Source organism: Selenomonas sp. (assembly GCF_057272215.1).
This window is the reverse complement of record NZ_DBHIUY010000005.1, coordinates 167,479-191,804: the sequence shown is the minus strand read 5'-3', so window position 1 is coordinate 191,804 and position 24,326 is coordinate 167,479. Positions and strand designations below refer to the sequence as shown.

Below are 24,326 nucleotides of genomic sequence, written 5' to 3'. Positions count from 1 at the left end.
AAAAGACTGCCGCAGAATCTCTGCAGCAGTCCTAAGGAATCACCGAAAATCTGTGCTTCCTTCACCTATCGTTTTGGAGGCGACACCCAGAATCGAACTGGGGAATGAGGGTTTTGCAGACCCCTGCCTTACCGCTTGGCTATGTCGCCGTATGGAGCGGAAAACGAGGCTCGAACTCGCGACCCCCACCTTGGCAAGGTGGTGCTCTACCACTGAGCTACTTCCGCATGAAGTGGCGACCCGAAGGGGACTTGAACCCCTGACCTCCGCCGTGACAGGGCGGCATTCTAACCAACTAAACTACCGGGCCGACATCGCTGCCTTATGAGCGGCAACAAATAGTATTATACAGAGCGTTCGACGGCTTGTCAAGGAATCTGAAAGAAATATTTCAGCCTTTCGCTTCCCGTAAGTGCCTGCGTTCGCGTTTTAGCTAATTGCTCGATGCAAACCCGCATAGCCTCTCAGAAGTGACCGAGCAAAAGCAACTGAATCATAGTTGCATACAGCACTCCATTCTGCTATAATCTCCTTGAGGTGAAACCATGCCTACAAAAGATATACTGCTTGAAAAGATCTGCAGGAAACCCGCACCCGCGAATTTCACGGTGCGTGAGCTCGACGCCCTGATGAAGAAATGCGGCTGTGAAAAATTCCAAGGCGGAAGAGGCTCCGGCATCGGTTATTTTCATACGGCAAGCAAGCGCATCCTGCAGTTTGACGGCCCGCATCCCAGAAAGGAACTTTATCGGTATCAAATCAAGAAAGTCCTTGCGTTCTTGAAAGACATCGAGGAAATTTAAGGAGGATTCATCATGAATCTGTTGGAGTACAAAGGCTACCATGCGAAAATCTCGTTCGATGCACAAGACGCGCTCTTCATCGGCGAAGTGTTCGGCATCAACGACTCACTGAACTTTCATGGCGCGAGCGTCGCTGAACTGAAAGATGCTTTCCATCATTGCATTGACAATTATTTGGATATCTGCAAAAAAATTCAAAAGAATCCCGATAAGGAATTCAAAGGCAATTTCAACATCCGCATCCCGAGCGATCTTCATCGAAAGCTGGCACTGGAAGCGACGAGGCACGATGTGTCTTTGAACCAATTCATCAAGGATGTCTTGACGCAGGCAACGACAGTGCCGCAGGCATGAGCTGTTTCTCTCTAGGGAAAAACCATGATGCTTTCATAAGACAAGAGCGCGCTCCCCGGAAATCGGGAAGTGCGCTCCTTTTATCTTGGGACGATGGCGAAAGATTCGCCGTCGTTCCCCTCTTTAGTTGTTGAAAATATTCCGCAGCGCCTGCTTGTTGACGTCGCGGTTGAGCTGCGCGAGGTGCTTCGTGAGCTTGATCTCCTTCGGGCAAGCCTTCTCACAGTTCTGGCTGTTGCCGCAGCTCGTGATGCCGCCCTTGCCCATGAGGGCTTCGAGGCGCTTCGGCTCGTCGAACTTGCCCATCGGATGAAGGTTGAAGAGCAGCGTCTGCACGGTCGGCGAAGGACCGATGAAGTCGGACTGCGGGCCAACGTTCGGGCACGCCTCAAGGCAGCAGCCGCACGTCATGCAGTGCGAGATCTCATACGTCGTCTCCGCCGTGTAAGGGTTCTGCAGCGGGGCGTCGGGGTTGTCCCACGAACCGTCGATCTCGATCCAGCCATGAATGCGCTTCAGGCTCTCGAACATGACGGAACGATCGATGAGGAGGTCGCGGATGACGGGGAACGTGCGCGCCGGCGCGAGCGTGATCGGCTGCTCAAGTTCGTCGATGAGCGAGCAGCAGGCCTGACGCGCCTTGCCGTTGATAACCATCATGCAGGCGCCGCAGACCTTCTCCAAGCAGTTGCACTCCCAGTTGACGGGAGCGACCGTCTTGCCGTCGACCGTCACAGGGTTCTTCTGGATCTCCATCAGAGCCGCGACGACGTTGAGGCCGGGACGATAGTCGACATCGAATTCCTGCTTGTAGGGGCTGGCGTCAGGGCCATCCTGACGCTCTATGATGAATCTTACTTTCTTCTGTTCTGCCATTTGCTATCTCCTCCTCTTACTCTTTCTTCGCTACGGCGTAGTTACGCGCACGCGGCTTGATGAGCGAATGATCGAACTCGTCGTAGCTGACGATCGGCTCTTCCGTCTTCGGGTCGTAGTCGACGATGGAGATGCGCATGAAGTTCTTGTCATCACGCGGCATGAATACGAGCTCGTCGCCGTCCATCATGCGCTTGCCGTTCGCGTCGAGGGCGATCTTAGCATGAGCGCCGCGGCTCTCGTCGCGGCAGCGAGCCGCCTTCGTGATGCACATCGCGTAGAGGATCATATTGCGCAGCTGGCGCACGAACATGGCTTCCTGGTTCGCCCAATGCCCGCGATCCGTCAAGCCGATGTTGTCCCAACGCTTGAGGATTTCCTTGAGTTCTACGAGGCACTGGTCGAGACCGTTGTTGTCGCGCTCAATGGAAACATACTTGTACATGAGATCGCCAAGCTCGTGGTGGAGTTTGTGCGCGTTCTCAGGTCCGTCCATCTTGAGGATGCCTTCGAACTGGTCGACGACTTCCTGACGCGCCTTGTCAAGCTCTGCCTGCGTGAGGGCGTCGCCAAGCTCGCCGGCCTTCGCCATGCGCATGGCTTCGGGACCGGAGACCGTGCCGGAGTAAGCGGCGGAAAGGAGCGAGTTCGCGCCGAGGCGGTTCGCGCCGTGGTACTGGTAGTCGCACTCGCCCGATGCCATGAGGCCCTTGATGTTCGTGTGATGCAGGCGGTCGACCCAGATGCCGCCCATCGAATAGTGGACGGACGGGAAGATCTCCATCGGCACCTTGCGCGGATCTTTGCCGACGAAGTCCATGTAGATTTCGAGGATACCGCCGAGCTTGCGCTCCAAGTAGTGCGGATCGATATGCGAGAGGTCGAGGTAAACGCGGTTCTCGCCGTTGATGCCGAGACCCATGTGTACGCAGACCTTGAAAATAGCGCGCGATGCAACGTCACGCGGCACGAGATTGCCGTATGCCGGATACATGTCCTCAAGGAAGTACCACGGCTTGCCGTCGCGATAGACCCAGACGCGTCCGCCTTCGCCGCGGCACGCCTCGCTCATCAGGCGGTTCTTGTCGGAACCCGGAATCGCCGTCGGATGAATCTGGATGAACTCGGGGTTGCCGATGTGCGCGCCCTGCTGGTAGACAGCGGAAACAGCCGAGCCGTTGCAGATCGTCGAAGCCGTGCAGCGGCCGAACACCTGACCGGGGCCGCCCGTCGCGAGGATGACGACATCGGCGGGGAACGACTTGATCTCCATCGAGTTCATGTTCTGCGCGACGATGCCGCGGCAGATGCCGTCCTTATTTTTAATGATGCGGATGAATTCCCAGAACTCATACTTCTTGACGCCGCCTTTGACTTCCCAGCGACGAACCTGCTCATCGAGCGCATAGAGGAGCTGCTGCCCCGTCGTCGAGCCGGCGAAACAGGTGCGCTTGTTTTTCTGACCGCCGAAATTGCGGAGGTCAAGGTTGCCTTCGGGCGTGCGCGTGAAGGGGACGCCCATGCGGTCGAACATCTTGATGAGTTTCGGCGCCGCCTCGACCATGCCCTTGACAGCGACCTGATCGGCGAGGAAGTCGCCGCCGTAGACCGTATCATCGAAATGCTCGTATACGCTGTCATGCTCGCCCTTCGAATCCATGCAGGCGTTGATGCCGCCCTGCGCACACAGCGAATGGGAGCGCTTCACGGGGCAGTAGGAAAACAGGTCGACTTCGCCGCCGAGCTCACAGACCTTGATGGCCGCCATGAGACCCGAGAGACCGCCGCCTACAATAATGATTTTTTTCTTTTCAGCCATGTAGGTTCTCTCCTTATCTATACTTCACAAACAATCGATCAATGCATGGGAACGAAGTAGCTCACCATGAACGCAATCGTCACGAGGCTCAGAGCCACGCAGAGCATCATGGAGAAAAGACCCGTCATCTTCTGCGCACGAGGTCCCTTGACGACGCCCCACGTCATGAGGAAGGTCGTAATGCCGTTCGTGAAATGGAAGATCGCCGCGAGCATACCGATGAGGTAGAGAACGAAGACGATTGGGCTGCTCGTGATGTAGCTCTGGATCAGCTCGTAGGTGATCGGCGTGCCGAGGACACCTTTGACATAACAGCGCAGGTAGCCGACGTGCCATACGAGGAACACGAGCAGGAACCATGCCGTCCAGCGCTGGAAAGCGAAGTTCCAGTTGTTGAGGTAGCCGTACTTCGTCGGGTTGTTCTTCGCCTGCATGCAGATGTAGATGCCGTAGATCGCATGGAAGAGGAACGGGATGGCGACGGCGCCGATTTCAAGTCCGAGAAAGATCGGCTTCGGGATCAGCTCCATCATGGCGAGCTTGCCGTTCAGAGCTTCGGCGCCGCCCAGAGCCGAAGCATTGGTGAGGATGTGCTCCATGAGGAATCCTCCGAGTGCCAGCAGACCGACCAGAGAATGCAGGCGGCGGGCGTAAAAAGTTGTGTTAATCATTCTATACCTCCTATAAATTCTTTGCGCCCCGCCTCAAACGGGGGCATATACTGAAAGCGCCGAGGTGCGGCACTTCCTACAGGAATCGCCGATAAATTCAGCCTCGTCATCTTGGCGCGTTTTTTCCGCCCTCTCCGCGTCGGCAAATCCTCCACAGAGCACCGCTCTGCGTCCGGTTTGCCTGCTTGATAAGACGAAAAATCCGCACCAAGCTGACGGGCTTCATTTTATCAGCGCTTCCTATAACTTACGATACGGCGCCTGGCCGATCTCGTAGAAGTTATTTCCCTCGCAGTCGATGCCGACGATCGCCGGGAAATCGACGACGGTCAGACGCGCCACAGCCTCCGGACCGAGTTCCGGATAGGCGAGCACTTCGTACTTCTTGACCGACTTGGCAATCAGAGCCGCCGCGCCGCCGACAGCAACGAAGTACGTCACGCCGTTCTTCTTCATCGACTCGATGACCTTCGGATCGCGCGATCCCTTGCCAATCATGCCCGTGATGCCCTGCTCAAGCATCGTCGGCGTGTAGGCGTCCATGCGGCCGGAAGTCGTCGGCCCGCACGAGCCGATCGGATCGCCCGGCTTTGCCGGTGTAGGTCCAAGGTAGTAGACGATCTCATTTTTCCAGTCCACAGGGAGCTTTTCGCCGCGCGCCAGAGCCTCGCACATGACCTTGTGCGCTGCGTCGCGCGCGCTGATGATCGTGCCCGTGATGAGCACGCTGTCGCCCGCCTTGAGTTTCTTGGACTGCTCCACCGTGAACGGTGTTTCAATACGAATCTTTTCAGCCATTTTTCTTATCCTCCCATCCCGAGCAATTAAAGGACGCGATCCTTGTGGCGCATCGCATGACAGCAGATCGTGACGGCGACGGGCAGTCCCGCAATGTGTGTCGGACCCCATTCGACGTTGACGGCGAGAGCCGATACGGAGCCGCCGAGCTGAGGACCGATGCCCGTCTTGTTGATCATTTCAAGCAGTTCGCCTTCGAGCTTCGCGTACTCGGGCATAGGATTGCGCTCGTTGATGGAGCGAACAAGAGCTTTCTTCGAATAGTAGGCGGCGCGGTCCATCGTGCCGCCGATGCCGACGCCGACGACCATCGGCGGACAGGGGTTGCAGCTTGCGTGCAGGATGATGTCGAGCACGGCTTTCTTGACGCCTTCGACGCCGTCCGCAGGAACGAGCATCTTGACGCCCGACTTGTTCTCACTGCCGAAGCCCTTGGGTCCGACCGTGATCTTGAGCTTGTCGCCCGGCACGATGCTCGTATAGATGACGGCAGGCGTGTTGTTCTGCGTATTCTTGCGGTTGAAAAGCGGCTCGGCGACGACGGACTTCCTCAGATACCCTTCCGTGTAACCCTTGGCGACACCGACATTGACCGCCTCTTCGAGATCGCCGCCTGCGATGTGCAGATCCTGACCGATCTCAAGAAATACGATCGTCATGCCGGTGTCCTGACAGATGGGGCGATCCTCGGCTTTAGCGATCTCCGCATTGCGAATGATCTGGTCGAGCACGTCGCGTCCGACCGGCGACTCCTCTGCATCGCGCCCGCGTTTCAAAGCCTCATAGACATCGTCCGGCAGATAGTAGGCAGCTTCTTTGCACATCTCGGCAACGGCTTCCGTAATCTGTTTCGCTTCGATTGTACGCAAGATAAACCCTCCCATAAGAAATTATAATACTCACATAGCTCCATCATATCATATTTTCATCGCACATTCAACACCGAAACCCTTGAGTTTCTTGAGTTTCTGCGGGAAAAAGATGAATCCTGTTCGCTTTTTTTGCACACCGAAAACAGGAGAAAAAGCGACCGTATTTCTCCCCCGATGTTCCTGCCGTTCGCTTGACGGCAAGCCTTCCTGTCGTCAAGCTCTTCCCATGCGGATAAGTTCAACCTGCGGCGGCTTCCCCGCCTCAAGCTCGACAAGCATGAAGGACGGCCGTGCCTCATCACGCGGACGCGCCACACTGCCGGGATTGAGAACGTAAACCTCGCCTGAGACGTCCTGCGCCACATGTGTATGCCCGTAAACGGCAATATCTGCGCCGCCCGCCTTTGCCGCTTCGACGAGCATCTCCAAGGTGGAGCGCACGCCGTAGATATGACCGTGTGTGAGAAAGATCCGATGTCCCGCCGCCTCGACAATGATCTCGTCGGGCGTTTTGCCATCCGGCCAATCCGTATTGCCCGCGACATTTTCCACACGAGCCGCCGAAACGAGTGCGAGGTACGCTGCATCGGGCGCACAGTCGCCCGCATGGAGCCACAGGTCAACCTTGCCCGCACGCTCTACGGCACGGTCAATGGCACGCCGATCGCCGTGACTGTCGCTCATGACGCCGATCTTCATACCAGTTTCTCCTTGAGCTGCGCTGCCATGAGGCGAAGCGCCGCACCGCGATGACTGACCGCCTGCTTCTCGGAAACCGTCAGCTCCGCCAACGACTTGCCGCTCGCGAGGTAGAAATACGGGTCGTAGCCGAAGCCGCCCGTACCGCGAGGGCTTTGCCGCACGCGCCCGACGCATGTTCCCTCCGATATAAGCTCCGTGCCGTCCGCATCATAGAGGACGAGCGCACAGCGAAAAGCAGCCGCGGATTCGACAGCGCCCTTCTTTTGAAGTTCCGACACGAGCTTTTCGTTGTTCGCCGCATCATCATGCCGCCCCGAGTAACGCGCCGAGTGAACGCCCGGGGCGCCTCCCAAAACTTCGACCTCAAGCCCCGAGTCGTCAGCGAGGCACGCACACCCCGTCTCTTGCGCATAAAAACGCGCCTTGATTCGCGCATTCCCCTCGAAGGTCGAAGCGTCCTCAACCGCATCGGGAAGCTCTCCGAAATCCTTGAGCGTCAAAAGCTCCACAGGAAGCTTTTGAAAAGCCGCAAGGATTTCCCTCACCTTACCCTCGTTCTTCGTAGCGACTACGATTTTCTTCATCCGATTCGCCCCACTTTCCAGACAAGCTCGCCGCCGAGCGCGTCTTTCTCCCTTGCAATCAATTCGTCAATGCCCTTTTCCGCCAGCGCGAGGAGATCCGCCAACTCCCTGCGTGAGAAGGAACGTCCCTCGCCCGTGCCCTGCACCTCGACAAAATCATAGGCTCCCGTCATCACGACGTTCATATCGACGAGCGCCGCGCTATCTTCCTCGTAGCAAAGATCGAGAATCGGCGCACCGTCCTTCGCGATGCCGACGCTGACCGCCGCGAGGAAATCCTTGACGGGAAACGTCTTACCCTTCTCATAAAAACTCGCGCACGCTTCGACGAGCGCGACGAAAGCGCCCGTGATCGCTGCCGTGCGCGTACCGCCGTCCGCCTCAATGACGTCGCAGTCCAAGGCGATCGTGCGCTCACCGAGCGCAGCGAGATCGACGACGGAGCGCAGCGAACGCCCGATGAGACGCTGAATCTCCTGCGTGCGCCCCGACTGGCGGCCTTGACACGCCTCGCGCGGCGTGCGCGTCGAAGTCGCGCTCGGCAAGAGCGCATACTCCGCCTTGATCCAGCCCGTACCCGTACCGCGCAAAAAGTGCGGCACGCGGTCCTCGACGGACGCCGCACATATCACGCGCGTGCGTCCCATCTCGATGAGCACCGAACCTGCCGGTCCCTTCTGGAAACCGCGCGTAATCTTCAAGGGGCGCAGTGCGTCAGCGGCACGTCCGCGTATTCTCTGCATGACGCATAATTCTCTCCTTCCTTATTCGTAAAAAGGCAGGGCGTCAAGCCCTGCCCCATCTCAGCCATCCTGATACTGCCGGAAGTTTTTTATAATACAGATCGGCGTTTTTTGCGACGCATTGCCGAATGGATTGTCGATGAGAAGCTTCGCGACAAGTTCCCCTCTCGTGCCGTCCGTCACACCGACGATGCGCGAACGCTTGAGGTCGTTGACGTCGGCGATGACGGCGCCGAAGCAGCCGAGCCTCTCTTTGAGACGCGCGACGACGTCCTCAGGATCGCGCGGTCCGTAGACGATATGCTTGTCAAAAGGCGGCATCGTACCTGTCACATCGTCGATAAGCGCCGTCTGCTCGCCGCCCCACTTGTAAAAAAGCCCGCTCTTTCCCACAAGCTTGCCCAAAGATCCCGCGAAGAGCGCGGCGACGACGCGCCACTTTCCCTCGACGTCCATCAAGGACTGCATACCATGCGGACTGGCAAGACTGCCGACATCCGGGATGAAACGGCAGCAGAACTGCGCGGCACGTGAGATCTTCAGATCCTCCGGACGCACGATGCGCCCCTGCGTGATGGCGACGACGCTTTCCGCCACGGAAATCACGTCATCCTTGCCGATCTTGCCGCGCGTATACTTCTCCGCGCAGTCGACGATGTCATCCCTGTCCGTCAAAATGCGCGTGGGAACGGGCAGAATCTCTACTTTCTCTTTCATATTCGCCCCTCCTCAATCGTCTGCCAAAGTCACGCTGACAAGCGCTGCGACTTCCTGCGCCCGCACGGGAATCGTCGCCTTCGAATATCTCCAAGGAGTCCTGCCCGTTTCTTGGTAAATAAGCTCCGCTGAAAAATCAACCATGTGCGAAACCGCCTCTTCAAGGCTCATGCCTTTTCGTGCGGTAAGCGTCAAATACGCCTTGACGAAGATGCTCTCGCCCTCCTCAATGAGCACCGCCTCGAAGTAATCGTCCTCACGCGGCGCGCCCTCTCTCTCGGCTCTGCCGCGCACCTCGATGCCGTCGTATTGCTCATACGGAAGAAGCGGACGCACAAAAGCGTCCATGATTGTGCCAATCTGCTTGCCGACATTGGCGAACTCAAGTTTCGTGACGAGCGTCACACTCACGTCATCTTGCGCCGTGACCGCAAGGGGCGTGCGCTCCGTGAGCTTCACGACAATCTCCTCCGAACCCTCGCGGGCAAAGAAGAGCTTCACCGCGATGATGAAAAAAAGTACCACGGCAAGAACAATACCTACTGCAATATACAAATCCCAAAACCTCCCAAAGCCCTCTTTGAGGAAACGCTGATAAAATGAAGCGCTTCCTCAAAGATTTTTCGCGTCCTTCGGTGCATCTTCCCCTGCCAACGCAAGCTGGAGTTTTTCGTAGAATTTCGCAGGCAATTTCGCGATATTCCCCGTTTCCCTGCTCGTAAAAACATTCTGCGTGTGTCCGCGAACGAGCAAGCGATCATCCGTCGCCCGCCGCACCTCGTAATCGAACGCCATCTTGACTTTCGTCAACGCTGTCGGACGTGTAACGACGACGAGTTCATCGTCAAAATGCGCGGATGCTACGAATTTCGCGCTGACGTCGGTCAGCGGAAAAACGTAGCCGGCGTCCATCAAATCGCCCAGGGTGATGCCGAGCGTACGCAGGAACTCAACCCTGCCGATCTCAAACCAGCGGATATAATTCGCATGATGCACGACGCCCATAGCATCGGTATCGTAAAAATTCACGCGATGATATGCCTTTACTTCCATGACGCCCTCTCCATCTCAGCGAAACAGATGGCTGACCGAGCGATGCTCCTGTATGCTGATGAGCACGTCGCCGATGGCGTCTGCCAGCGTGAGCACGACGATCTTATCCGACGTCTTATCGCCCAGGGGAATCGTATCCGTGACGATCAGCTGTTTAAGCGCCGAAGCATTGATGCGTTCGATTGCAGGATCCGTCAGAATCGCATGGGAGCAGGCGGCGTAGACTTCCTTCGCGCCAAGGTTTTCGAGAGCTTTGGCGCCCTCGCACAGAGAGCCTGCCGTATCGACAATGTCGTCAATGAGTATTGCGGTCTTACCCTTGACATCGCCGATGAGGTTCATGACCTCCGCCACACCGGGCTGCGGGCGGCGCTTCTCGATGATTGCGATGGGCGCGTGCAGACGATCAGCGAGCTTGCGTGTGCGCGTGACCCCGCCGAGGTCCGGGGATACGACAACGATGTTTTCGAGTGCGCGCTCCTGAAAATACAACGCAAGGACAGGCGCTGCGCCGAGATGATCGACAGGGATATCAAAGAAGCCCTGAATCTGCCCGGCATGAAGATCGACCGTCACGACGCGAGATACGCCTGCCGTCTCCATGAGATTCGCGACGAGCTTCGCCGAGATCGGCTCGCGTCCGCGCGTCTTGCGGTCTTGACGCGCATAAGCATAGTACGGCACAACGGCGGTGATGCTGTGTGCGGAAGCTCTTTTGCAGGCGTCCGTCATGATGAGGAGCTCCATGAGGTTGTCATTGACCGGCTGCGAGGTCGGCTGGATGATGAAAATATCCTTGCCGCGAATGCTTTCGCTGATCATCACCTGCGTTTCCCCGTTGTTGAAATGGCCAACGTATGCATCGCAAAGCGGCACGCCGATATGCGCCGCGATTTTCTTCGCGAGTTCCGGATTGGCATTGCCTGTCATGATACATAGGTTATCAAGGTTTGTCATTTTCTGGTAGCCTCCATTTTTGCAAAAGATGCTTCTTCCTTTAAAAAACAGCCGCAGCGTGCGACGTTCTTACTGTTCTCTGCGCTTGTCCGCCCAGCCCGCAATATTTTTCTGGCGGGCGCGTGCGATGGCAAGATCGCCTGCGGGAACATCCTTCGTGACGGTCGAACCTGCGCCGATGTAGGCATTGTCACCGATATGGACAGGGGCGACAAGGTTCGAATTGCAGCCGACGAAAGCGCCGTCGCCGACCTTCGTGCGGAACTTCTTTCTGCCGTCGTAATTGACGGTGATCGTACCGCAGCCCATGTTGACGCCCGCACCGATATCCGCGTCGCCGATATAAGAAAGGTGCGGCAGTTTCGTACCCTCGCCGACGGACGAGTTCTTGACTTCGACGAAGTTGCCGATCTTGACGTGCGCGGCGATCTTCGTATCGGGACGGATATGAACGTAGGGACCAAGCGTCGCACCGTCTGCAATTTCACATTCGTGTGCATAGCAAAAATGCGCTGTGACGTTCGCACCAACCCGCACATTTTGAAAACGCGCCTGCGGACCGATCGCACAGCCCTCGCCGACGACCGTCGCACCCTCAAGCCATGTGCCGGGATAGATGACGGTGTCACGCCCTACGACGACATCGGCGTCGACGTAGGTCGCATCGGGATCAAGAAGGGTCACGCCCGCCGCCATAAGCGCTTCATTCTTGCGGCGGCGCAGAATCTTTTCCGACGATGCAAGCTGGGCGCGCGAATTGACCCCCAGCGTTTCCTCGTAGTCGTCAGCGGCGACAGCGAAGATTTTCTCCCCCTTCTTTCGAAGAATCTCAAGCACATCGGGCAGGTAGTACTCCCCCTGCGCATTGTCGTTTCCAACTTTTTTCAGCGCGGCAAAGAGCGCGGGCGCTTCAAAGCAGTAGATGCCGGAATTGATCTCGCGCACGGCGCGTTCCTCTTCCGTCGCATCCTTGTGCTCGACGATTCTTTCCACCGTACCGTCCACAGCACGGATGATTCTGCCATATCCTGCTGCATCCGGCATTACGGCAGTCAAAACGGTCGCTTTGGCGCCGGACGCTGCGTGCTCTTTCGCGAGCTTTTTGAGAAGATTTCCCGTCAAAAGCGGCGTATCGCCGCAGAGGACGAGCACCGTACCTTTTTCTTCGCGCAAGAGCGGCTCTGCCTGCAAGACGGCATGTCCCGTGCCAAGCTGCTCCGTCTGCCTGACGAATTCCGCCTCGCCCGCAAGCGCTTTTTCCACCGTCTCGCCGCCGAAACCCACGACGACGATATTGCGTCCAGCCCCCGCTTCCTTCGCGGCATCAAGCACATGCGCGAGCATCGCTTTGCCGCCCGCCTTATGCAGCACCTTGGGCAAAGACGATTTCATGCGCGTCCCCTTGCCCGCCGCCAGTATGACCGTTGTCAAATCTGCCATTCGTTCAGCCTCCATTGCTCAAAAAACATGTATACATCATACATTTGTTATTTCCCAAAATTTCCAAATCCAAGCAGATCAATCAACCTCGCGCTTCGCTGCTTCCATACTCAGAAGAAGTGTGCGTTCCGCCCGCTCCATGTGAGCCTCCGCCGCCTGCTTTGCCCCCTGCACGTCGCCTTGCGCAATAGCATCGACGATCTCTCTGTGTTCTTCAAGCGTTTCCTTGAGTCTGCCCGGAAACGACATAGAAGCAGAGCGAAAGCGCGTGAGCTGCTCACGCAAATTCGAGATGATGCCGACGAGACGCGTATTGCGGCTCGCCTGATAGAGGAGGTCGTGAAAGCGCATATCCGTTTCCACGATCTTTTCCATATTTCCCTCCTCGATATGACTGCCGATGGCGACGAGAAGCCGCTGCAAGCTCTCAAGCTCACTCTCCGTGATACGCTCTGCGGCAAGACCGCAGGCGAGCGAGTCGAGCGTCGTGCGTATTTCAAAGACATCGTTGACATCGCGAATCGAAAGGCTCGCGACGTAGGTGCCGCGGCGCGGCATCATCACGACATAGCCCTCAAGTTCGAGCTTTCTTATCGCCTCACGCACAGGCGTACGGCTGACGCCAAGCTCTTCGGCAAGCTGGATCTCCATGAGCCTTTGCCCCGGAGAGAGCGTACCGTCTTTGATCGCATTGCGCAGCGCCTCGGCGACCACTTCGCGCAAAGGCTGGTAGCTGTCGAGGCGAATCGGCGCGAGCTTCGTTTTCTGTCCCATCAGTTTCCCCCCGCACGAATTTCGCATTTCAAAGTATATGCGCCCCCTGCGTTTTTGTACAAAAGACTTCAGCGTCCGTTTCTTCGCGCAGCTTTTTTGCCAAACTTTGCGCGCCCTTCTCGTTTTCCATCAGTGCAAAGACCGTCGGTCCCGAGCCGGACATCATGGCGGCGAGAGCGCCGCCCGCCGTCATGATGTCCTTCAAGGCGCGTATCTCGCGATGCTCCTCTATGGTAACACTTTCAAGCACATTGCACAACTCTTGACATACCAAAGAGCGATTTCCTGCAGAGACGGCGGCAAGCATTCTCTCCGTATGCGGATGCCGCACCGCCTTTTGAACATCGTAGCGTCCATAAGCCCAAGCGGTTGACACATCGATGGGCGGCTTGGCGAGTACGACGAAAAACGGCGGCAAATCTTTGAGCCGACGCAGCACTTCACCGCGCCCCGTCGCAAGCTGCGTGCCGCCCCTGAGGCAAAAAGGGACATCGGAACCGATCTCAGCGGCAAGTGCGGCGAGTTGCGCTTCGTCTAAACCTTGTGCAAAAAGCGTATTCATGCCGATGAGCACAGCCGCTGCATCCGCAGAACCGCCGGCAAGTCCCGCCGCCATCGGAATCTTCTTCTTCAGATGAATCGCTGCGCCGCCCGCAAGCGAAAAACGGCGCAAAAAGAGCGCCGCCGCACGCCACGCGAGATTGCTCTCGTCCGCCGCGAGCGCCGCGCCCTCAACCTCTAAGGAAACGCCCGCCGCCGTCTTTTCCAGCCGCACCTCGTCCGCCAAGGCGACGGACTGCATGACCATCTCTACTTCATGATAGCCGTCCGGACGTTTTCCCAAAATATCGAGCGTCAAGTTAATCTTCGCCCGAGCCAAAAGTTTCAGCAAATGAAATGCACGATCCTTTCCATAAAATATCTTGTGAAAGTGGTTTTGCCTTACCTCATTTAGTATAGTATGCTGTTGCAAGGAATCACGAATAAATGCAGGCATCCGTATTCACACAGATGCGCCGCCTTTAAATTCTATCAATTTTTCTTCTTTCCAGCAAGTCTTAGAGAAAATTTTGGTAGGAATTAACCAACAAAAGGGCGAATCAAGTATAGAAAAGAATCCGTCCACGGAAACTACACCTCGGCGAAAGAAGGAATTCGTATGGAAGAAAACTCGACTGTGCAGGATGAGAACGCCTCTGCCAAGAAGAAACTGCGCACTTCGTTTCTCATCGTCTTGACCTTGACACTTTTGGCATTCGCTTTCTCCCCCGGACTGCTCGCCGCCGTCACATTCGGCGTTGACCTCGGACCGCTCTCCCCCGACGAAGAGCCGCTCCTTTTCGCAGGCGTAGAGTTCGTGCTCGCTGTCTTTATGCTGATCGCCTGCAAGGACATCATGCGCCGCGGCTTCAAGATGCTCTTCAAGGCGCCGTCTGCCGACTCGCTCGTCGCCATCAGCGCCGTCAGCGCCATCGCGGCGAGTCTGCTCCTCACGGTGCAGATGGCGCTGACGGGCGAGATGCTGTTTCATCAGCTGCTCTTCACGCCGCTCGGCATACTCCTGACCTGCACACTCGGCGGCAAGTACCTTGAGGCGCGGCTCAAGGCGCGGGAGACGGCGCTTGACGATGCGGGCGTCGTGCCGCCGGGCGCTGAAGAGATGCTGGCTGAACACGAAGCTGAACGCCAAAAGCGCGAGGAAGAAGAGCGGCGGCGCAAGGAATCCGAGGAACGCTACCGCAAGCTTGAAGCGCTGCGCGCCGAGGAGCGCCGCCTTGCAGAGCAAGAGGCACGGCGCGTGCGCGGCGAAGAGCCGCTCGAAGAAGAGGAAAAGCCTCTCCCAACGAACGAGCAGAGCTCGTCTGAAGAAGCGCCCGATCTCCCGAAGCCAACGCCGCTTTTAGCCATCACGGACAGCGCTGCTCTGCGCTTTTTCGCTTTCGGTCTCCTCCTCGCCATCGCCGACGCCGTTCTCTGGCAAACGATGGGACTCGACGCCATCCACACGACGATCTTCTTCTTCGCCGTCCTTTTCTTCGCCTGCCCCGCCGCGCTCTTCTTCGCCGCTCCGTTCGCCGTACCCGAAGCGCTCAAAAAATGCCGCGCACAGAAGATTCGCGTAAAAAACGCCGCCGCTTTTGACACGCTCAAGCACGTCAGCGCCATCGCAATCTCGAAAAGCGGCGGCATCACGCAAGGCAGACCCTTCCTCGCCACCATCGTCGGAGAAGGGCTCTCCGACAGCACAATTCTCGGACTTGCTGCAAGCGTAGAAAACGGCAGCGCCCATCCGCTTGCACGCGTCCTCGTCGCTTCCGCCGTCAGCCGCGGCGCACGCCTCATGCGCGTATCAGCATCGAGCAGCATCCCGGGCAAGGGCGTCGAGGCGCTGATCAACGGCAGACCCGTGCGGCTCGGCAAACGCGCATGGCTCGAAGAGGAAGGCGTCGAAGTCAGCAGCTCCCTCACAGTGCAGGGCGACCAATTCGCCGCGCGCGGCAAGACTGCCGTCTATCTCGCCACAGGCAAGAGCGCCAAAGGCATCCTCGTATTCTCCGATGAACTTCGCGCCGACATGCCGCGAACCATCCGCCTCCTCGAAGCTCTCAACATAGAGACTGTCATGATAACGGGCGACTGCCGAAGTGCGGCAAAACGCGTGGCAAAAGATGCCGGTCTTACCGTCTATCGCTTTGATCTTTGCCCCGCCGATAAGGCAAAAGAGGTGCAGATGCTGCAGACGCACGGGCATACCGTCGCCCTGCTCGCCGCCAAGAAGCAGGATGCAGAAGCCGCCGAAAGAGCCGACGTCATCCTCGCTATGAACGACGATGAAATCGACCCCGACATCCTCATCACTTCGAACGACGCTTCACACATTCCCCAGCTCATCCACCTCGCGAAGCGCACGATCACGACGGTGCGCCTCGCACTCGCGCTCTCGTTTCTCGCCGCCGTCCTCGCCGTCGTCTTGCTGCACGCCTCGCTCTTTTTCCTCGGCGATCTGCGCTTTTTACCGCTCCTCGCCGTTCTCTCCATGCTTGGCGGCATCATTGCATCTACGCTCGCGCCAACGTACCTCAGGAGCTTCAAATTTACGCCGCATACGCTTGACTACTGAAGAAATCCACATGAACGCCGCGCGGGGTTCACAGATAAAAATTTCTTTAAGCTTTATGGAAATTTCCTTATCTTAAAATTTAAATTCACCGATATATTTATGCCTTGTTTTTTGGCGTCCTATGTTTTATAATGAACGCACAAAAAAATAATTATTTTCTGAAAGGAAGGGGTATTATTTATGAGTACGGCTGTCCTATCTCAATGGCAGTTCGCCATCACCTCAACGTATCATTTTCTCTTCGTCCCTCTGACGCTGGGTTTGACATTCTTCCTTGCACTCTTGGAAACCTGTCATGTCCGCACACAAGACGCGCAGTGGAAGCGCGAAAGCAGGAAACTGCTGCACTTCTTCGGCACGGTTTTCCTCATCAACTTCGCTATGGGCGTCGTCACCGGCATCGTGCAGGAGTTTCATTTCGGCATGAACTGGTCGGAGTACGCACGCTTCATGGGCGACATCTTCGGTGCGCCGCTCGCTTTGGAGGCGCTTTCTGCATTCTTCCTTGAGTCGACGTTCCTCGGCATCTGGATCTTCGGCTGGGACAGGCTCTCGCCGAAACTGCACTGTCTAGCGATGTGGCTCGTCGCTATTGGCAGCAACCTCTCAGCCCTTTGGATCATCGTCGCCAACTCCTTTATGCAGCATCCGACAGGCTACGCCATTGAGGGCAGCCGCGCTGTCATGACGGACTTTGGCGCGCTTCTCTCAAATCACTATGTCATCGGCGAGATCACGCACACGTTCTTCGCTGGCATGTCGACGGCGGGCGTCCTGCTCACAGCCATCACCGCCTACAAGATCCTGCAGGGCGGCGTCGCCGCTGATCTCTTCACGAAGGCGATGAAACCCATCTTGACCTATACGCTCATCGGTCTTTTGGGCGTCGCCTTTGCAGGACACATGCACGCGCAGTATCTCAAAGAAGTACAGCCCATGAAGCTTTCTTCCATGGAAGCTCTCTGGGAGACGGAAGATCCCGCGCCGTTTGCCGTCTTTGCCATCATCAACGAGGACAAGATGCAGAACGACTTTGAGATCACCATCCCCGCCATGTTCTCCTTCATGGTCTACAACACGCCTGCCGGTGAGATCAAGGGGATCCGCGATCTGCAGGAAGAAGCGGTGGCGATGTACGGATCCGATAACTATGTACCGAACGTCACGGCGCTCTTCTGGGCGTTTCGCATCATGGTCGGCGCAGGCGGTCTCATGATCCTCATCACGGGCGTCGCGCTTCTTCTCGCGCGGCAGGGCAAGCTCGCCGACAAACGCTGTATGCTCAAAGTGCTGCTCTACAGCCTGCCGCTTCCTTTCATCGCCAACTCCGTCGGCTGGTTCGTCACCGAATCCGGCCGTCAGCCTTGGATCGTCGTCGGACTTCAAAAGACGGTCGACGCCGTCTCTCCGAACCTCACCGCGACGGATATCTGGCTGACGATCATCGGCTTCACGCTCATCTATCTCGTGCTCATCGTCTTTGCACTGGGCGTTGCCGTCCGCTTTATCAAAACCAGCCCTTCGCCGGAAAGGAGTGAAGCATAATGGATTTGAACATCTTATGGTTTGTCCTGATCGTCGTGCTCTTCACAGGATTCTTCTTCCTCGAAGGCTTTGATTACGGCGTCGGTATGCTGCTGCCCTTCATCGGCAAGACGGATGAAGAGCGCCGCATCACGCTGCGTACGATTTTGCCTGTATGGGATGGCAACGAAGTCTGGATGATCACGGCGGGCGGCGCGAGCTTCGCGGCTTTTCCGCATCTTTACGCGACGATGTTCAGCACATTCTACCTCGCGCTCTTCCTTATGCTCGTCGCGCTCATCCTGCGCGGCGTCGCCTTTGAACTGCGCGGTCACAGGGATTCCGCCGCTTGGCGCAGCGGCTGGGACAAGTGCATCGTCTTCGGCAGCGTCGTGCCCGCTTTCCTCTGGGGCGTCGCCGTTACCGATCTCATCGCCGGGCTTCCGATCGACGCAAACATGACGTATACGAGCGGCTTCTTCGGTCTGCTCTCGCCCTACTCCATCGTCGGCGGCATCGCTTTCGTCTTTGTCTTTGCTTTCCACGGCGCGGCATTTTTGACGATGCGTCTTGCAGACAAGCATCTCATTCTGCGCGTACAGGACGTGGCGAAAAAAGCGGGCGCACTCGCTGTCGTATTCTTTGTCCTCTGCATGGGACTCACATACGTCTACACCGACCTCTATGCGAATCCCTTCGCCGCCGGTGCGCTCATTCTGGCTGCTGTCGTCTTCCTTGCATCCTATGCGAACGTGATAAAGAAGGCATCGACTGCCGGCTTCGTCTGCAGCGGTCTCGCCGTTGCTCTGACAGTCGTTGCGTTCTTCCTCGGGCTGTTCCCGCGCCTCATGGTGTCGAGTCTTTCGCCCGAATTCAGCTTGACGATCTACAATGCCTCGTCAACCCCCTACACGCTGACGATCATGACATTTGCCGCCGGCTGCCTCGTGCCCGTCGTGCTTGCCTATCAGATATGGACGTATTACATCTTCCGCAAGCGTGTGACGGCTTCCGATGCCAACCACCACGGTTATTGAGCGATCCATGAAGAAAAACCTGCTTTTTCACACACTCAAGGAAAAAAAGCATATCGTTCTTGGCCGCGCCTTGCTCGAAGTGCTTTCGGGCATCTTCCTCATTGCCGCGGCATGGGAAACGGCTTCCATCGTCAACGGAGTTTTCCTCAATGGCGCGGGACTGCACGAAACAGCATCAGATTTTCTGATGCTGTTTTTGTGCGTTCTCATCGCCTCACTCCTGCGATTTCCCAAAGGACACCTGGAAAATCGTCTTTCCGCAAGCGCGCGTTTTTTCTGCCGCAAGGCGCTGCACCGTGCGCTTCTCGCAGAAGGGCGCGATACGACAGGCATCCTAACCTTGACATTAGAGCGCGTCGACGCGCTCACCCCGTGGTTTCGCACCGTCCTTCCGACAGCGATTTCCTTTGCTGTCCTCGTACCATCCATTCTCATCGTCAGCGCCGTACTCGACCCGCTCTCGGCGATCCTTTTCCTCGCGACGCTTCCCATCGCGCCCTTCCTGCTCATGCTCATCGGCAAGGCGACGCGGCGTGCAAGCGAACGTCAATGGTCAAAGATGGAGGCATTGACGACAGGCTTCGGTGAGATGATCCGTGCAGCGATGACCTTGAAGATTTTTCGCCGCACCGAGGCAGAAGGAACGCATCTCGCAAAGAGCAGCCGCTCCTTTTCCGAAGCCTCTCTCAGCGTCCTGCGGCTCGCTTTCGTTTCATCTTTCGCGCTTGAACTCACCACGACGCTCTCGATCGCACTCATCGCCGTATCCATCGGCCTGCGGCTCATCGAAGGGCAGCTCGATTTTCACACAGCATTCTTCGTGCTGATTCTTGCGCCGCTCTTTTACCAACCCCTTCGGGAAGGCGGCATCGCCTTTCACGCAGCAATGGATGCACGCACGGCTGCGGAAGCGCTCGACCCGTGGCTAGCACCGCGCGATGAAGCTGCAGACGGCAGGCACGAGCGGCTGCTCGTACCGCCTCGCCTTCTCGCCGAAAAGCTCACCTACCATTATCCATTGGCACAAGAATCCGTCTTGACTGATCTCGACCTCGACTTCCCCGCAGGAAAGAATACGGCGCTCATCGGCGCAAGCGGCGCAGGCAAGACGACGGTACTGCGTCTGCTCGCAGGCATTCTCACGCCTACGGAAGGAAAGATTCTCCTGAAGGACGGCGCAGGCAACGGTGAAACCTACAACCTCGCGCACCTCTCTGCCGCCTCACGGCGCTCACTCATCACCTATGTGCCGCAGGAAACGCATGTGTTCAACGCAACGCTTGCCGAGAACATCAGCCTGTGGCAAGAGGGAGCAACGGAAGACGCCCTGCGTGCCGCACTTGAACAGGCTGCGCTCGGCGACTTTCTCACCGCACTGCCTATGGGACTTGACACACCGCTCGGCGCAGGCGGGCATCCGCTGTCTGCCGGCGAGCGTCGCCGCTTGGGTCTTGCGCGAGCCTTTTTCCAAGCGCGTCCCCTCGTAATCTTGGACGAAATCACGGCGGGGCTTGACAAAGACACGGAGGCGGCTGTTCTCAGAGCCATCCAGGCGTTCTCGCACCGCCGCACCTTGATTCTCGCCTCGCATCGCCCCGCGCTCATCGCTTGGGCAGACCACGTCATAGATTTGGGAGGAATGCCGAATGACTGAAATCTTACGTCTTATGCGCTTGGCTTCCCCCGCGAAAGGACTTCCCGCGCTCCTTGCCGCTTTTCTCGCCGTGCTTTCCGGCCTCTCGCTCATCGGCGCCGCTGCATGGATCATCGCCAGCGCCGCACTCGCGCCGCCTCTTTCCGCGCTGACACTCGGCATCACCTGCGTGCGTGCCTGCGGCGTATCGCGCGCCGTCTTTCGTTACCTCGACCGCCTGCTCTCCCATCGCCTCGCATTCGCCTGCTACGAAAAGCTGCAGCTCGCAACCTACCGTCAATCCGTGGAAAAACTGCCGCTCCGAGAGGGAACCATGCGTGAGGGTGAATTTCTGCATGATCTTCTGACAGGCTGCGAAACACTGCGCGACTTCTACCTGCGCACCGTACCGCCGCCCTTGCTCGCAGGTCTGCTCACACTCCTCACCTCTCTCTCTCTCCTGCCATTGAGCGCTCTCGGCGCAGGTCTTGTCGCAGCGCTTTACCTTCTGCATCTTAGTCTGCCGCATCTCATGCTTAAAGAAGAGCACCTGCGCACCGAGAGCGCCGCCTACCGCAGCACGCTTCTCAATCTCGTCGATGGACGCACAGAACTGCACCTTGCAGGCGCAGTTCCCCATGCCCACAGAACCCTCGACTCTGCCGCCCAAATCTTCCAAAGAAAACAAGATGAAAAGCTTCAAAAGCGCGAATGGCTCTTCACACTGCTTGATACTCTGCGCGTCAGCCTCTGGGTCACGCTCATGCTGCTTCTCCTCCCCTCTGTCCAAACAGGTGCGATCAGCGGCATCGAATATGCTGTATGGGCGCTCGTCCTGGAAACCGCCCTCGCCGAATACCGCGCCCTGCCTGCTGCCGCACTCGGCACAACCGCCGCCATACAGGCGGCAGCAAACATCCTGCCCAAAGGCATACATAGGGCACAATCAAATGGCGTACAGGCAAAAGAAGCTGCGATTCAGCCATGCACCGAAAATGACACCCCCATCTTAGAAGCGCAGAACATCAGCTTTGGCTATCAAAAAAACCTTCCCGTCCTAAAAGATCTCTCCTTTTGCATAAGACGCGGCGAACATACAGCGATCATCGGTGAGAGCGGTGCCGGCAAGACCACTCTCGCAAGCCTGCTGCTGCGTCTATGGGAAGTTGACAGCGGTACCATTCGCTTCAACGGTACGGCATATACAGCTCTGACCGCAGACACGGTGCGCTCCCTCTTCGGCGCTGCGCTGCAGGGCAGCTACCTCTTCCGTACATCCGTACGTGCCAACTTCCTGCGTCTGCACGAAGAAATCACGGAAACGGCTATATGGCAGGCGCTCGAAACAGCGCAGCTCGCCGATGTCGTCCAAGCTTTGCCGCAAGGTCTTGACGAACCGCTTGGAGAAAACGCATCACGCCTTTCAGGAGGACAGCGAAGCCGCCTCCTAACCGCTCTGGCGCTTGCCGCCGACGCTCCCCTGCTGCTGCTCGACGAACCGACTGCAGGGCTCGATGCCGCACGCGGTGCAAAACTCCTCACCGCCATACTCGCAGAACTCGACAAAAGGGGCGGCACGCTCATCGTCATCACACACGATCTGCCGCTCTTAGAGCGCATGAATCAAGTGATTTCGCTTTAAGGAAACGCTGATAAAATGAAGTTGCCCAGATTTGCACAGATGCGCTGTGCCTATCTAGGAGACAAACCGCAGGCGTAGCAGAGCTACGTCGAGGATTTGTCGACGACGAGAGGACAGCGTAGATGTGTGAAGATGGGCGGCTGAATTTATCAGTGATTCCTTAAGAGCGCATCGCATCCGGGTGACTTCATTTTATCCGGGTTTCCTTAAGCACAAAAGAATGCCCGAGATTTATCATCCTCAAATCTCGGGCATTCTTTCATCGTATTATAGCTTCCTAGAAGAAGGATTTCTTATCTGTGTCCACTGTAAAGATACATAAAGACAGAAAAACCTTGCAACTTCTCCTTCTTTATAATATACTATCAAAGTACTCTGCAACCATTTAACATGAAAGTCCAAGAAGTCAAACCCAAAGGGCGCAGACGGATTGGATATCTTTCATTAAGGACGGCGCACAATGTCCACAAAGCGGACGTTTGTGCGTGTAATTTATCATCAAAGGAGGAATTTCCTTGCTAGGCTCTATCGGCAGAAAATATCAAGAAACTGCCCTGATTAAACTCATCGCCATCGGTCTCGTGCTCGGTATCATCGTTGCCGTCACCATGCCACAGGTCGTACCTGCGATCGCCATCCTCGGCGATCTCTTTGTCAAAGCGCTCAAGGGCGTCGCGCCCGTCCTCGTATTCGTGCTCGTCATGAACGCTATGGCGCAGAAGAACGCTGACGCCAGCGCTTCCATGCGCCCCATCGTACGCCTTTACATCATCAGCACCTTCCTCGCATCCTTGGTCGCCGTCACTTACTCCTTTCTCTTCCCAACGACGCTCCATCTCGCAGTCGCCTCATCTGAAGTATCGCCGCCGAGCGGCATCGTCGAAGTTCTGCACAACCTCATCTTGAGCGTTGTCGACAACCCGCTGCATGCCATCGTGACGGCGAACTACATCGGCATCCTCGCCTGGGCAGTGCTCGCCGGCGTTGCGCTTCACTCAGCAAACGATTCGACGAAAGAAACAATAGCCGATCTCGCCAAAGCCGTCACGAAGATCGTGCAGTGGGTCATCCGCTTCGCCCCCTTCGGCATCTTCGGGCTTGTCGCCAATGCCATCGGTGAAAGCGGTCTTGAGGCGCTCATCGGCTATGCGCAGCTCCTCGCCGTCCTATTGGCGGCATTCTTCTCCGTCGCGCTCATCATGAACCCTCTCATCGTCTTTTTGCACATCCGCCGCAACCCCTTCCCACTCGTCTGGACGACACTTAGAGAAAGCGGCATCTATGCCTTCTTCACACGCAGCTCTGCGGCAAATATCCCTGTAAATCTCTCCTTATGCAAGCGTCTCGGACTTTCTGAGGACACCTACTCCCTCTCCATTCCGCTTGGTGCAACGATCAACATGAGCGGCGCCGCCATCACGATCGCCGTCCTCTCACTCGCCGCCGCGCACACCCTCGGCATCGAAGTAGACATGCTGACCGCGCTGCTTCTCTGCGTCATTTCGACCGTCGGCGCCTGCGGCGCTTCGGGCGTCGCGGGCGGCTCGCTTCTGCTCATTCCCGTCGCCTGCGCAAGCTTCGGCATCCACAACGACATCGCCATGCAGGTCGTCGGCGTCGGTTTCATCATCGGCGTATTGCAGGACTCGTGCGAAACGGCTTTGAACAGCTCCAGCGACGTCCTCTTCACCGCCACCGCTGAATTTGCAGAACGCGCCAAAGAAGGCACCCTCGCCGCCGCCGATCTCATGCCGCGACACGAAGGATAACTTTCCATCATCAATATAATTATGACCACAACAGTCAGCATCTAAAGACACCGACTGTTGTGGTCAAATATTTTTGTAACATGAGTGTCCAATAAACTTACGACGAATATATCGCCTCGAATGGCGTACGATATCCGTTATAAGAATGCGAACGTACATGGTTGTATGTGGTATAAGCAAACTATTCCACTGCGCGATATAGAGATTCCTCATCTTGATACTCGTGAAGATAAATTTCTTCGTTCTTCAGCGTATTGGAATAGCGCTCCATAGGGGCGTTATCATACGGGCATCCAGCCTTGCTCATGCTTTGCGTCAGGTCGTGTTCTTCGCAAAAGTTTCCTGTAATGACATCATCAGAGAGGCGCTCTATACATAGTTCCTCATGTCTTACAGAAACCTAATCAAGCGATCTGCACCTTCAGGCTCAACCTCCT

At 56.9% G+C, this 24,326-nt stretch carries 23 protein-coding genes, 3 tRNA genes and 1 pseudogene; 8 read left to right on the top strand and 19 right to left on the bottom strand.

Annotated features, from left to right (window positions below):
• Nucleotides 1-74 precede the first annotated feature (74 nt).
• The 3 genes from ACO5Z0_RS06425 to ACO5Z0_RS06415 all read right to left on the bottom strand — a co-directional run bounded on the left by ACO5Z0_RS06425 (nt 75) and on the right by ACO5Z0_RS06415 (nt 310).
• Nucleotides 75-149: transfer RNA gene (locus tag ACO5Z0_RS06425), tRNA-Cys, on the bottom strand.
• A gap of 3 nt (nt 150-152) precedes the next feature.
• Nucleotides 153-227 (bottom strand) — tRNA-Gly (locus ACO5Z0_RS06420).
• A gap of 6 nt (nt 228-233) precedes the next feature.
• Nucleotides 234-310 (bottom strand) — tRNA-Asp (locus ACO5Z0_RS06415).
• A 235-nt stretch (nt 311-545) separates the two neighbouring features.
• On the opposite strand from ACO5Z0_RS06415, the gene ACO5Z0_RS06410 reads away from it, so the two are divergent.
• Together ACO5Z0_RS06410 and ACO5Z0_RS06405 are read left to right on the top strand one after the other, a co-directional pair.
• Nucleotides 546-803, top strand: a complete 258-nt coding sequence (locus tag ACO5Z0_RS06410) for a type II toxin-antitoxin system HicA family toxin (RefSeq protein WP_009645604.1) — start codon at nt 546-548, stop codon at nt 801-803.
• Between the two features lie 12 nt (nt 804-815).
• Nucleotides 816-1,157: a type II toxin-antitoxin system HicB family antitoxin gene (locus ACO5Z0_RS06405; protein WP_442672717.1), complete on the top strand. Its 342-nt coding sequence runs from the start codon at nt 816-818 to the stop codon at nt 1,155-1,157.
• A 123-nt stretch (nt 1,158-1,280) separates the two neighbouring features.
• Here the strand turns inward: ACO5Z0_RS06405 and sdhB are convergent, their stop codons facing one another.
• From sdhB to ispE, 15 genes are all read right to left on the bottom strand, one after another.
• The gene (gene sdhB, locus ACO5Z0_RS06400) at nt 1,281-2,033 is read right to left on the bottom strand and encodes a succinate dehydrogenase iron-sulfur subunit (RefSeq protein WP_006191401.1); all 753 of its coding nucleotides are present in this window, start codon (nt 2,031-2,033) and stop codon (nt 1,281-1,283) included.
• A gap of 16 nt (nt 2,034-2,049) precedes the next feature.
• The gene (gene sdhA / locus ACO5Z0_RS06395; protein ID WP_442672718.1) at nt 2,050-3,852 is read right to left on the bottom strand and encodes a succinate dehydrogenase flavoprotein subunit; all 1,803 of its coding nucleotides are present in this window, start codon (nt 3,850-3,852) and stop codon (nt 2,050-2,052) included.
• Between the two features lie 38 nt (nt 3,853-3,890).
• The gene (locus ACO5Z0_RS06390; protein WP_442672719.1) at nt 3,891-4,523 is read right to left on the bottom strand and encodes a succinate dehydrogenase/fumarate reductase transmembrane subunit; all 633 of its coding nucleotides are present in this window, start codon (nt 4,521-4,523) and stop codon (nt 3,891-3,893) included.
• Between the two features lie 240 nt (nt 4,524-4,763).
• The gene (locus tag ACO5Z0_RS06385; RefSeq protein ID WP_442672720.1) at nt 4,764-5,321 is read right to left on the bottom strand and encodes a Fe-S-containing hydro-lyase; all 558 of its coding nucleotides are present in this window, start codon (nt 5,319-5,321) and stop codon (nt 4,764-4,766) included.
• A gap of 26 nt (nt 5,322-5,347) precedes the next feature.
• Nucleotides 5,348-6,190, bottom strand: coding sequence for a fumarate hydratase (locus ACO5Z0_RS06380; protein WP_485649616.1), 843 nt, complete (start codon nt 6,188-6,190; stop codon nt 5,348-5,350).
• Between the two features lie 216 nt (nt 6,191-6,406).
• The gene (locus ACO5Z0_RS06375; RefSeq protein ID WP_442672722.1) at nt 6,407-6,892 is read right to left on the bottom strand and encodes a metallophosphoesterase; all 486 of its coding nucleotides are present in this window, start codon (nt 6,890-6,892) and stop codon (nt 6,407-6,409) included.
• A complete protein-coding gene (gene rdgB, locus ACO5Z0_RS06370) occupies nt 6,889-7,479 on the bottom strand; it encodes an RdgB/HAM1 family non-canonical purine NTP pyrophosphatase (protein WP_442672723.1) in 591 nt (196 codons plus the stop codon). The genes ACO5Z0_RS06375 and rdgB overlap by 4 nt, the downstream gene beginning before the upstream one ends.
• Nucleotides 7,476-8,222 (bottom strand): ribonuclease PH, encoded by a 747-nt coding sequence (gene rph, locus ACO5Z0_RS06365; RefSeq protein WP_442677022.1) that lies wholly within the window; start codon nt 8,220-8,222, stop codon nt 7,476-7,478. The genes rdgB and rph overlap by 4 nt, the downstream gene beginning before the upstream one ends.
• A 60-nt stretch (nt 8,223-8,282) precedes the next feature.
• Nucleotides 8,283-8,939 (bottom strand): coenzyme F420-0:L-glutamate ligase, encoded by a 657-nt coding sequence (locus tag ACO5Z0_RS06360; RefSeq protein ID WP_485649615.1) that lies wholly within the window; start codon nt 8,937-8,939, stop codon nt 8,283-8,285.
• A 12-nt stretch (nt 8,940-8,951) separates the two neighbouring features.
• Entirely contained in the window at nt 8,952-9,494 is a 543-nt protein-coding gene (locus ACO5Z0_RS06355; RefSeq protein WP_485649614.1) for a hypothetical protein, read from the bottom strand.
• 57 nt (nt 9,495-9,551) lie between these two features.
• Nucleotides 9,552-9,992 carry an acyl-CoA thioesterase gene (locus tag ACO5Z0_RS06350; RefSeq protein ID WP_442676538.1) on the bottom strand — a complete coding sequence of 147 codons (441 nt, stop codon included), beginning with the start codon at nt 9,990-9,992 and terminating at the stop codon, nt 9,552-9,554.
• A gap of 15 nt (nt 9,993-10,007) precedes the next feature.
• The gene (locus ACO5Z0_RS06345; protein WP_485649613.1) at nt 10,008-10,949 is read right to left on the bottom strand and encodes a ribose-phosphate diphosphokinase; all 942 of its coding nucleotides are present in this window, start codon (nt 10,947-10,949) and stop codon (nt 10,008-10,010) included.
• A 69-nt stretch (nt 10,950-11,018) separates the two neighbouring features.
• Nucleotides 11,019-12,389 (bottom strand): bifunctional UDP-N-acetylglucosamine diphosphorylase/glucosamine-1-phosphate N-acetyltransferase GlmU, encoded by a 1,371-nt coding sequence (gene glmU, locus ACO5Z0_RS06340; RefSeq protein ID WP_485649612.1) that lies wholly within the window; start codon nt 12,387-12,389, stop codon nt 11,019-11,021.
• A gap of 78 nt (nt 12,390-12,467) precedes the next feature.
• The gene (locus tag ACO5Z0_RS06335) at nt 12,468-13,163 is read right to left on the bottom strand and encodes a GntR family transcriptional regulator (RefSeq protein WP_442672730.1); all 696 of its coding nucleotides are present in this window, start codon (nt 13,161-13,163) and stop codon (nt 12,468-12,470) included.
• Between the two features lie 28 nt (nt 13,164-13,191).
• Nucleotides 13,192-14,055 carry a 4-(cytidine 5'-diphospho)-2-C-methyl-D-erythritol kinase gene (ispE, locus tag ACO5Z0_RS06330; RefSeq protein ID WP_485649611.1) on the bottom strand — a complete coding sequence of 288 codons (864 nt, stop codon included), beginning with the start codon at nt 14,053-14,055 and terminating at the stop codon, nt 13,192-13,194.
• A 267-nt stretch (nt 14,056-14,322) separates the two neighbouring features.
• On the opposite strand from ispE, the gene ACO5Z0_RS06325 reads away from it, so the two are divergent.
• The 6 genes from ACO5Z0_RS06325 to sstT all read left to right on the top strand — a co-directional run bounded on the left by ACO5Z0_RS06325 (nt 14,323) and on the right by sstT (nt 23,889).
• The gene (locus ACO5Z0_RS06325) at nt 14,323-16,284 is read left to right on the top strand and encodes an HAD-IC family P-type ATPase (RefSeq protein WP_485649610.1); all 1,962 of its coding nucleotides are present in this window, start codon (nt 14,323-14,325) and stop codon (nt 16,282-16,284) included.
• A 180-nt stretch (nt 16,285-16,464) separates the two neighbouring features.
• Nucleotides 16,465-17,829, top strand: a complete 1,365-nt coding sequence (locus tag ACO5Z0_RS06320; RefSeq protein ID WP_442672733.1) for a cytochrome ubiquinol oxidase subunit I — start codon at nt 16,465-16,467, stop codon at nt 17,827-17,829.
• Nucleotides 17,829-18,845 (top strand): cytochrome d ubiquinol oxidase subunit II, encoded by a 1,017-nt coding sequence (cydB, locus tag ACO5Z0_RS06315; protein WP_442676533.1) that lies wholly within the window; start codon nt 17,829-17,831, stop codon nt 18,843-18,845. The genes ACO5Z0_RS06320 and cydB overlap by 1 nt, the downstream gene beginning before the upstream one ends.
• Before the next feature lie 7 nt (nt 18,846-18,852).
• Nucleotides 18,853-20,499, top strand: a complete 1,647-nt coding sequence (gene cydD, locus ACO5Z0_RS06310; RefSeq protein ID WP_485649609.1) for a thiol reductant ABC exporter subunit CydD — start codon at nt 18,853-18,855, stop codon at nt 20,497-20,499.
• A complete protein-coding gene (locus tag ACO5Z0_RS06305) occupies nt 20,492-22,120 on the top strand; it encodes an ATP-binding cassette domain-containing protein (protein ID WP_485649608.1) in 1,629 nt (542 codons plus the stop codon). Before cydD ends, ACO5Z0_RS06305 begins: the two co-directional genes overlap by 8 nt.
• 515 nt (nt 22,121-22,635) lie before the next feature.
• A complete protein-coding gene (gene sstT / locus ACO5Z0_RS06300; protein ID WP_485649607.1) occupies nt 22,636-23,889 on the top strand; it encodes a serine/threonine transporter SstT in 1,254 nt (417 codons plus the stop codon).
• A 97-nt stretch (nt 23,890-23,986) separates the two neighbouring features.
• Here sstT and ACO5Z0_RS06295 read toward each other — a convergent pair.
• A pseudogene (locus ACO5Z0_RS06295) lies at nt 23,987-24,226 on the bottom strand (integrase core domain-containing protein); the annotation flags it as partial.
• Nucleotides 24,227-24,326 lie beyond the last annotated feature (100 nt).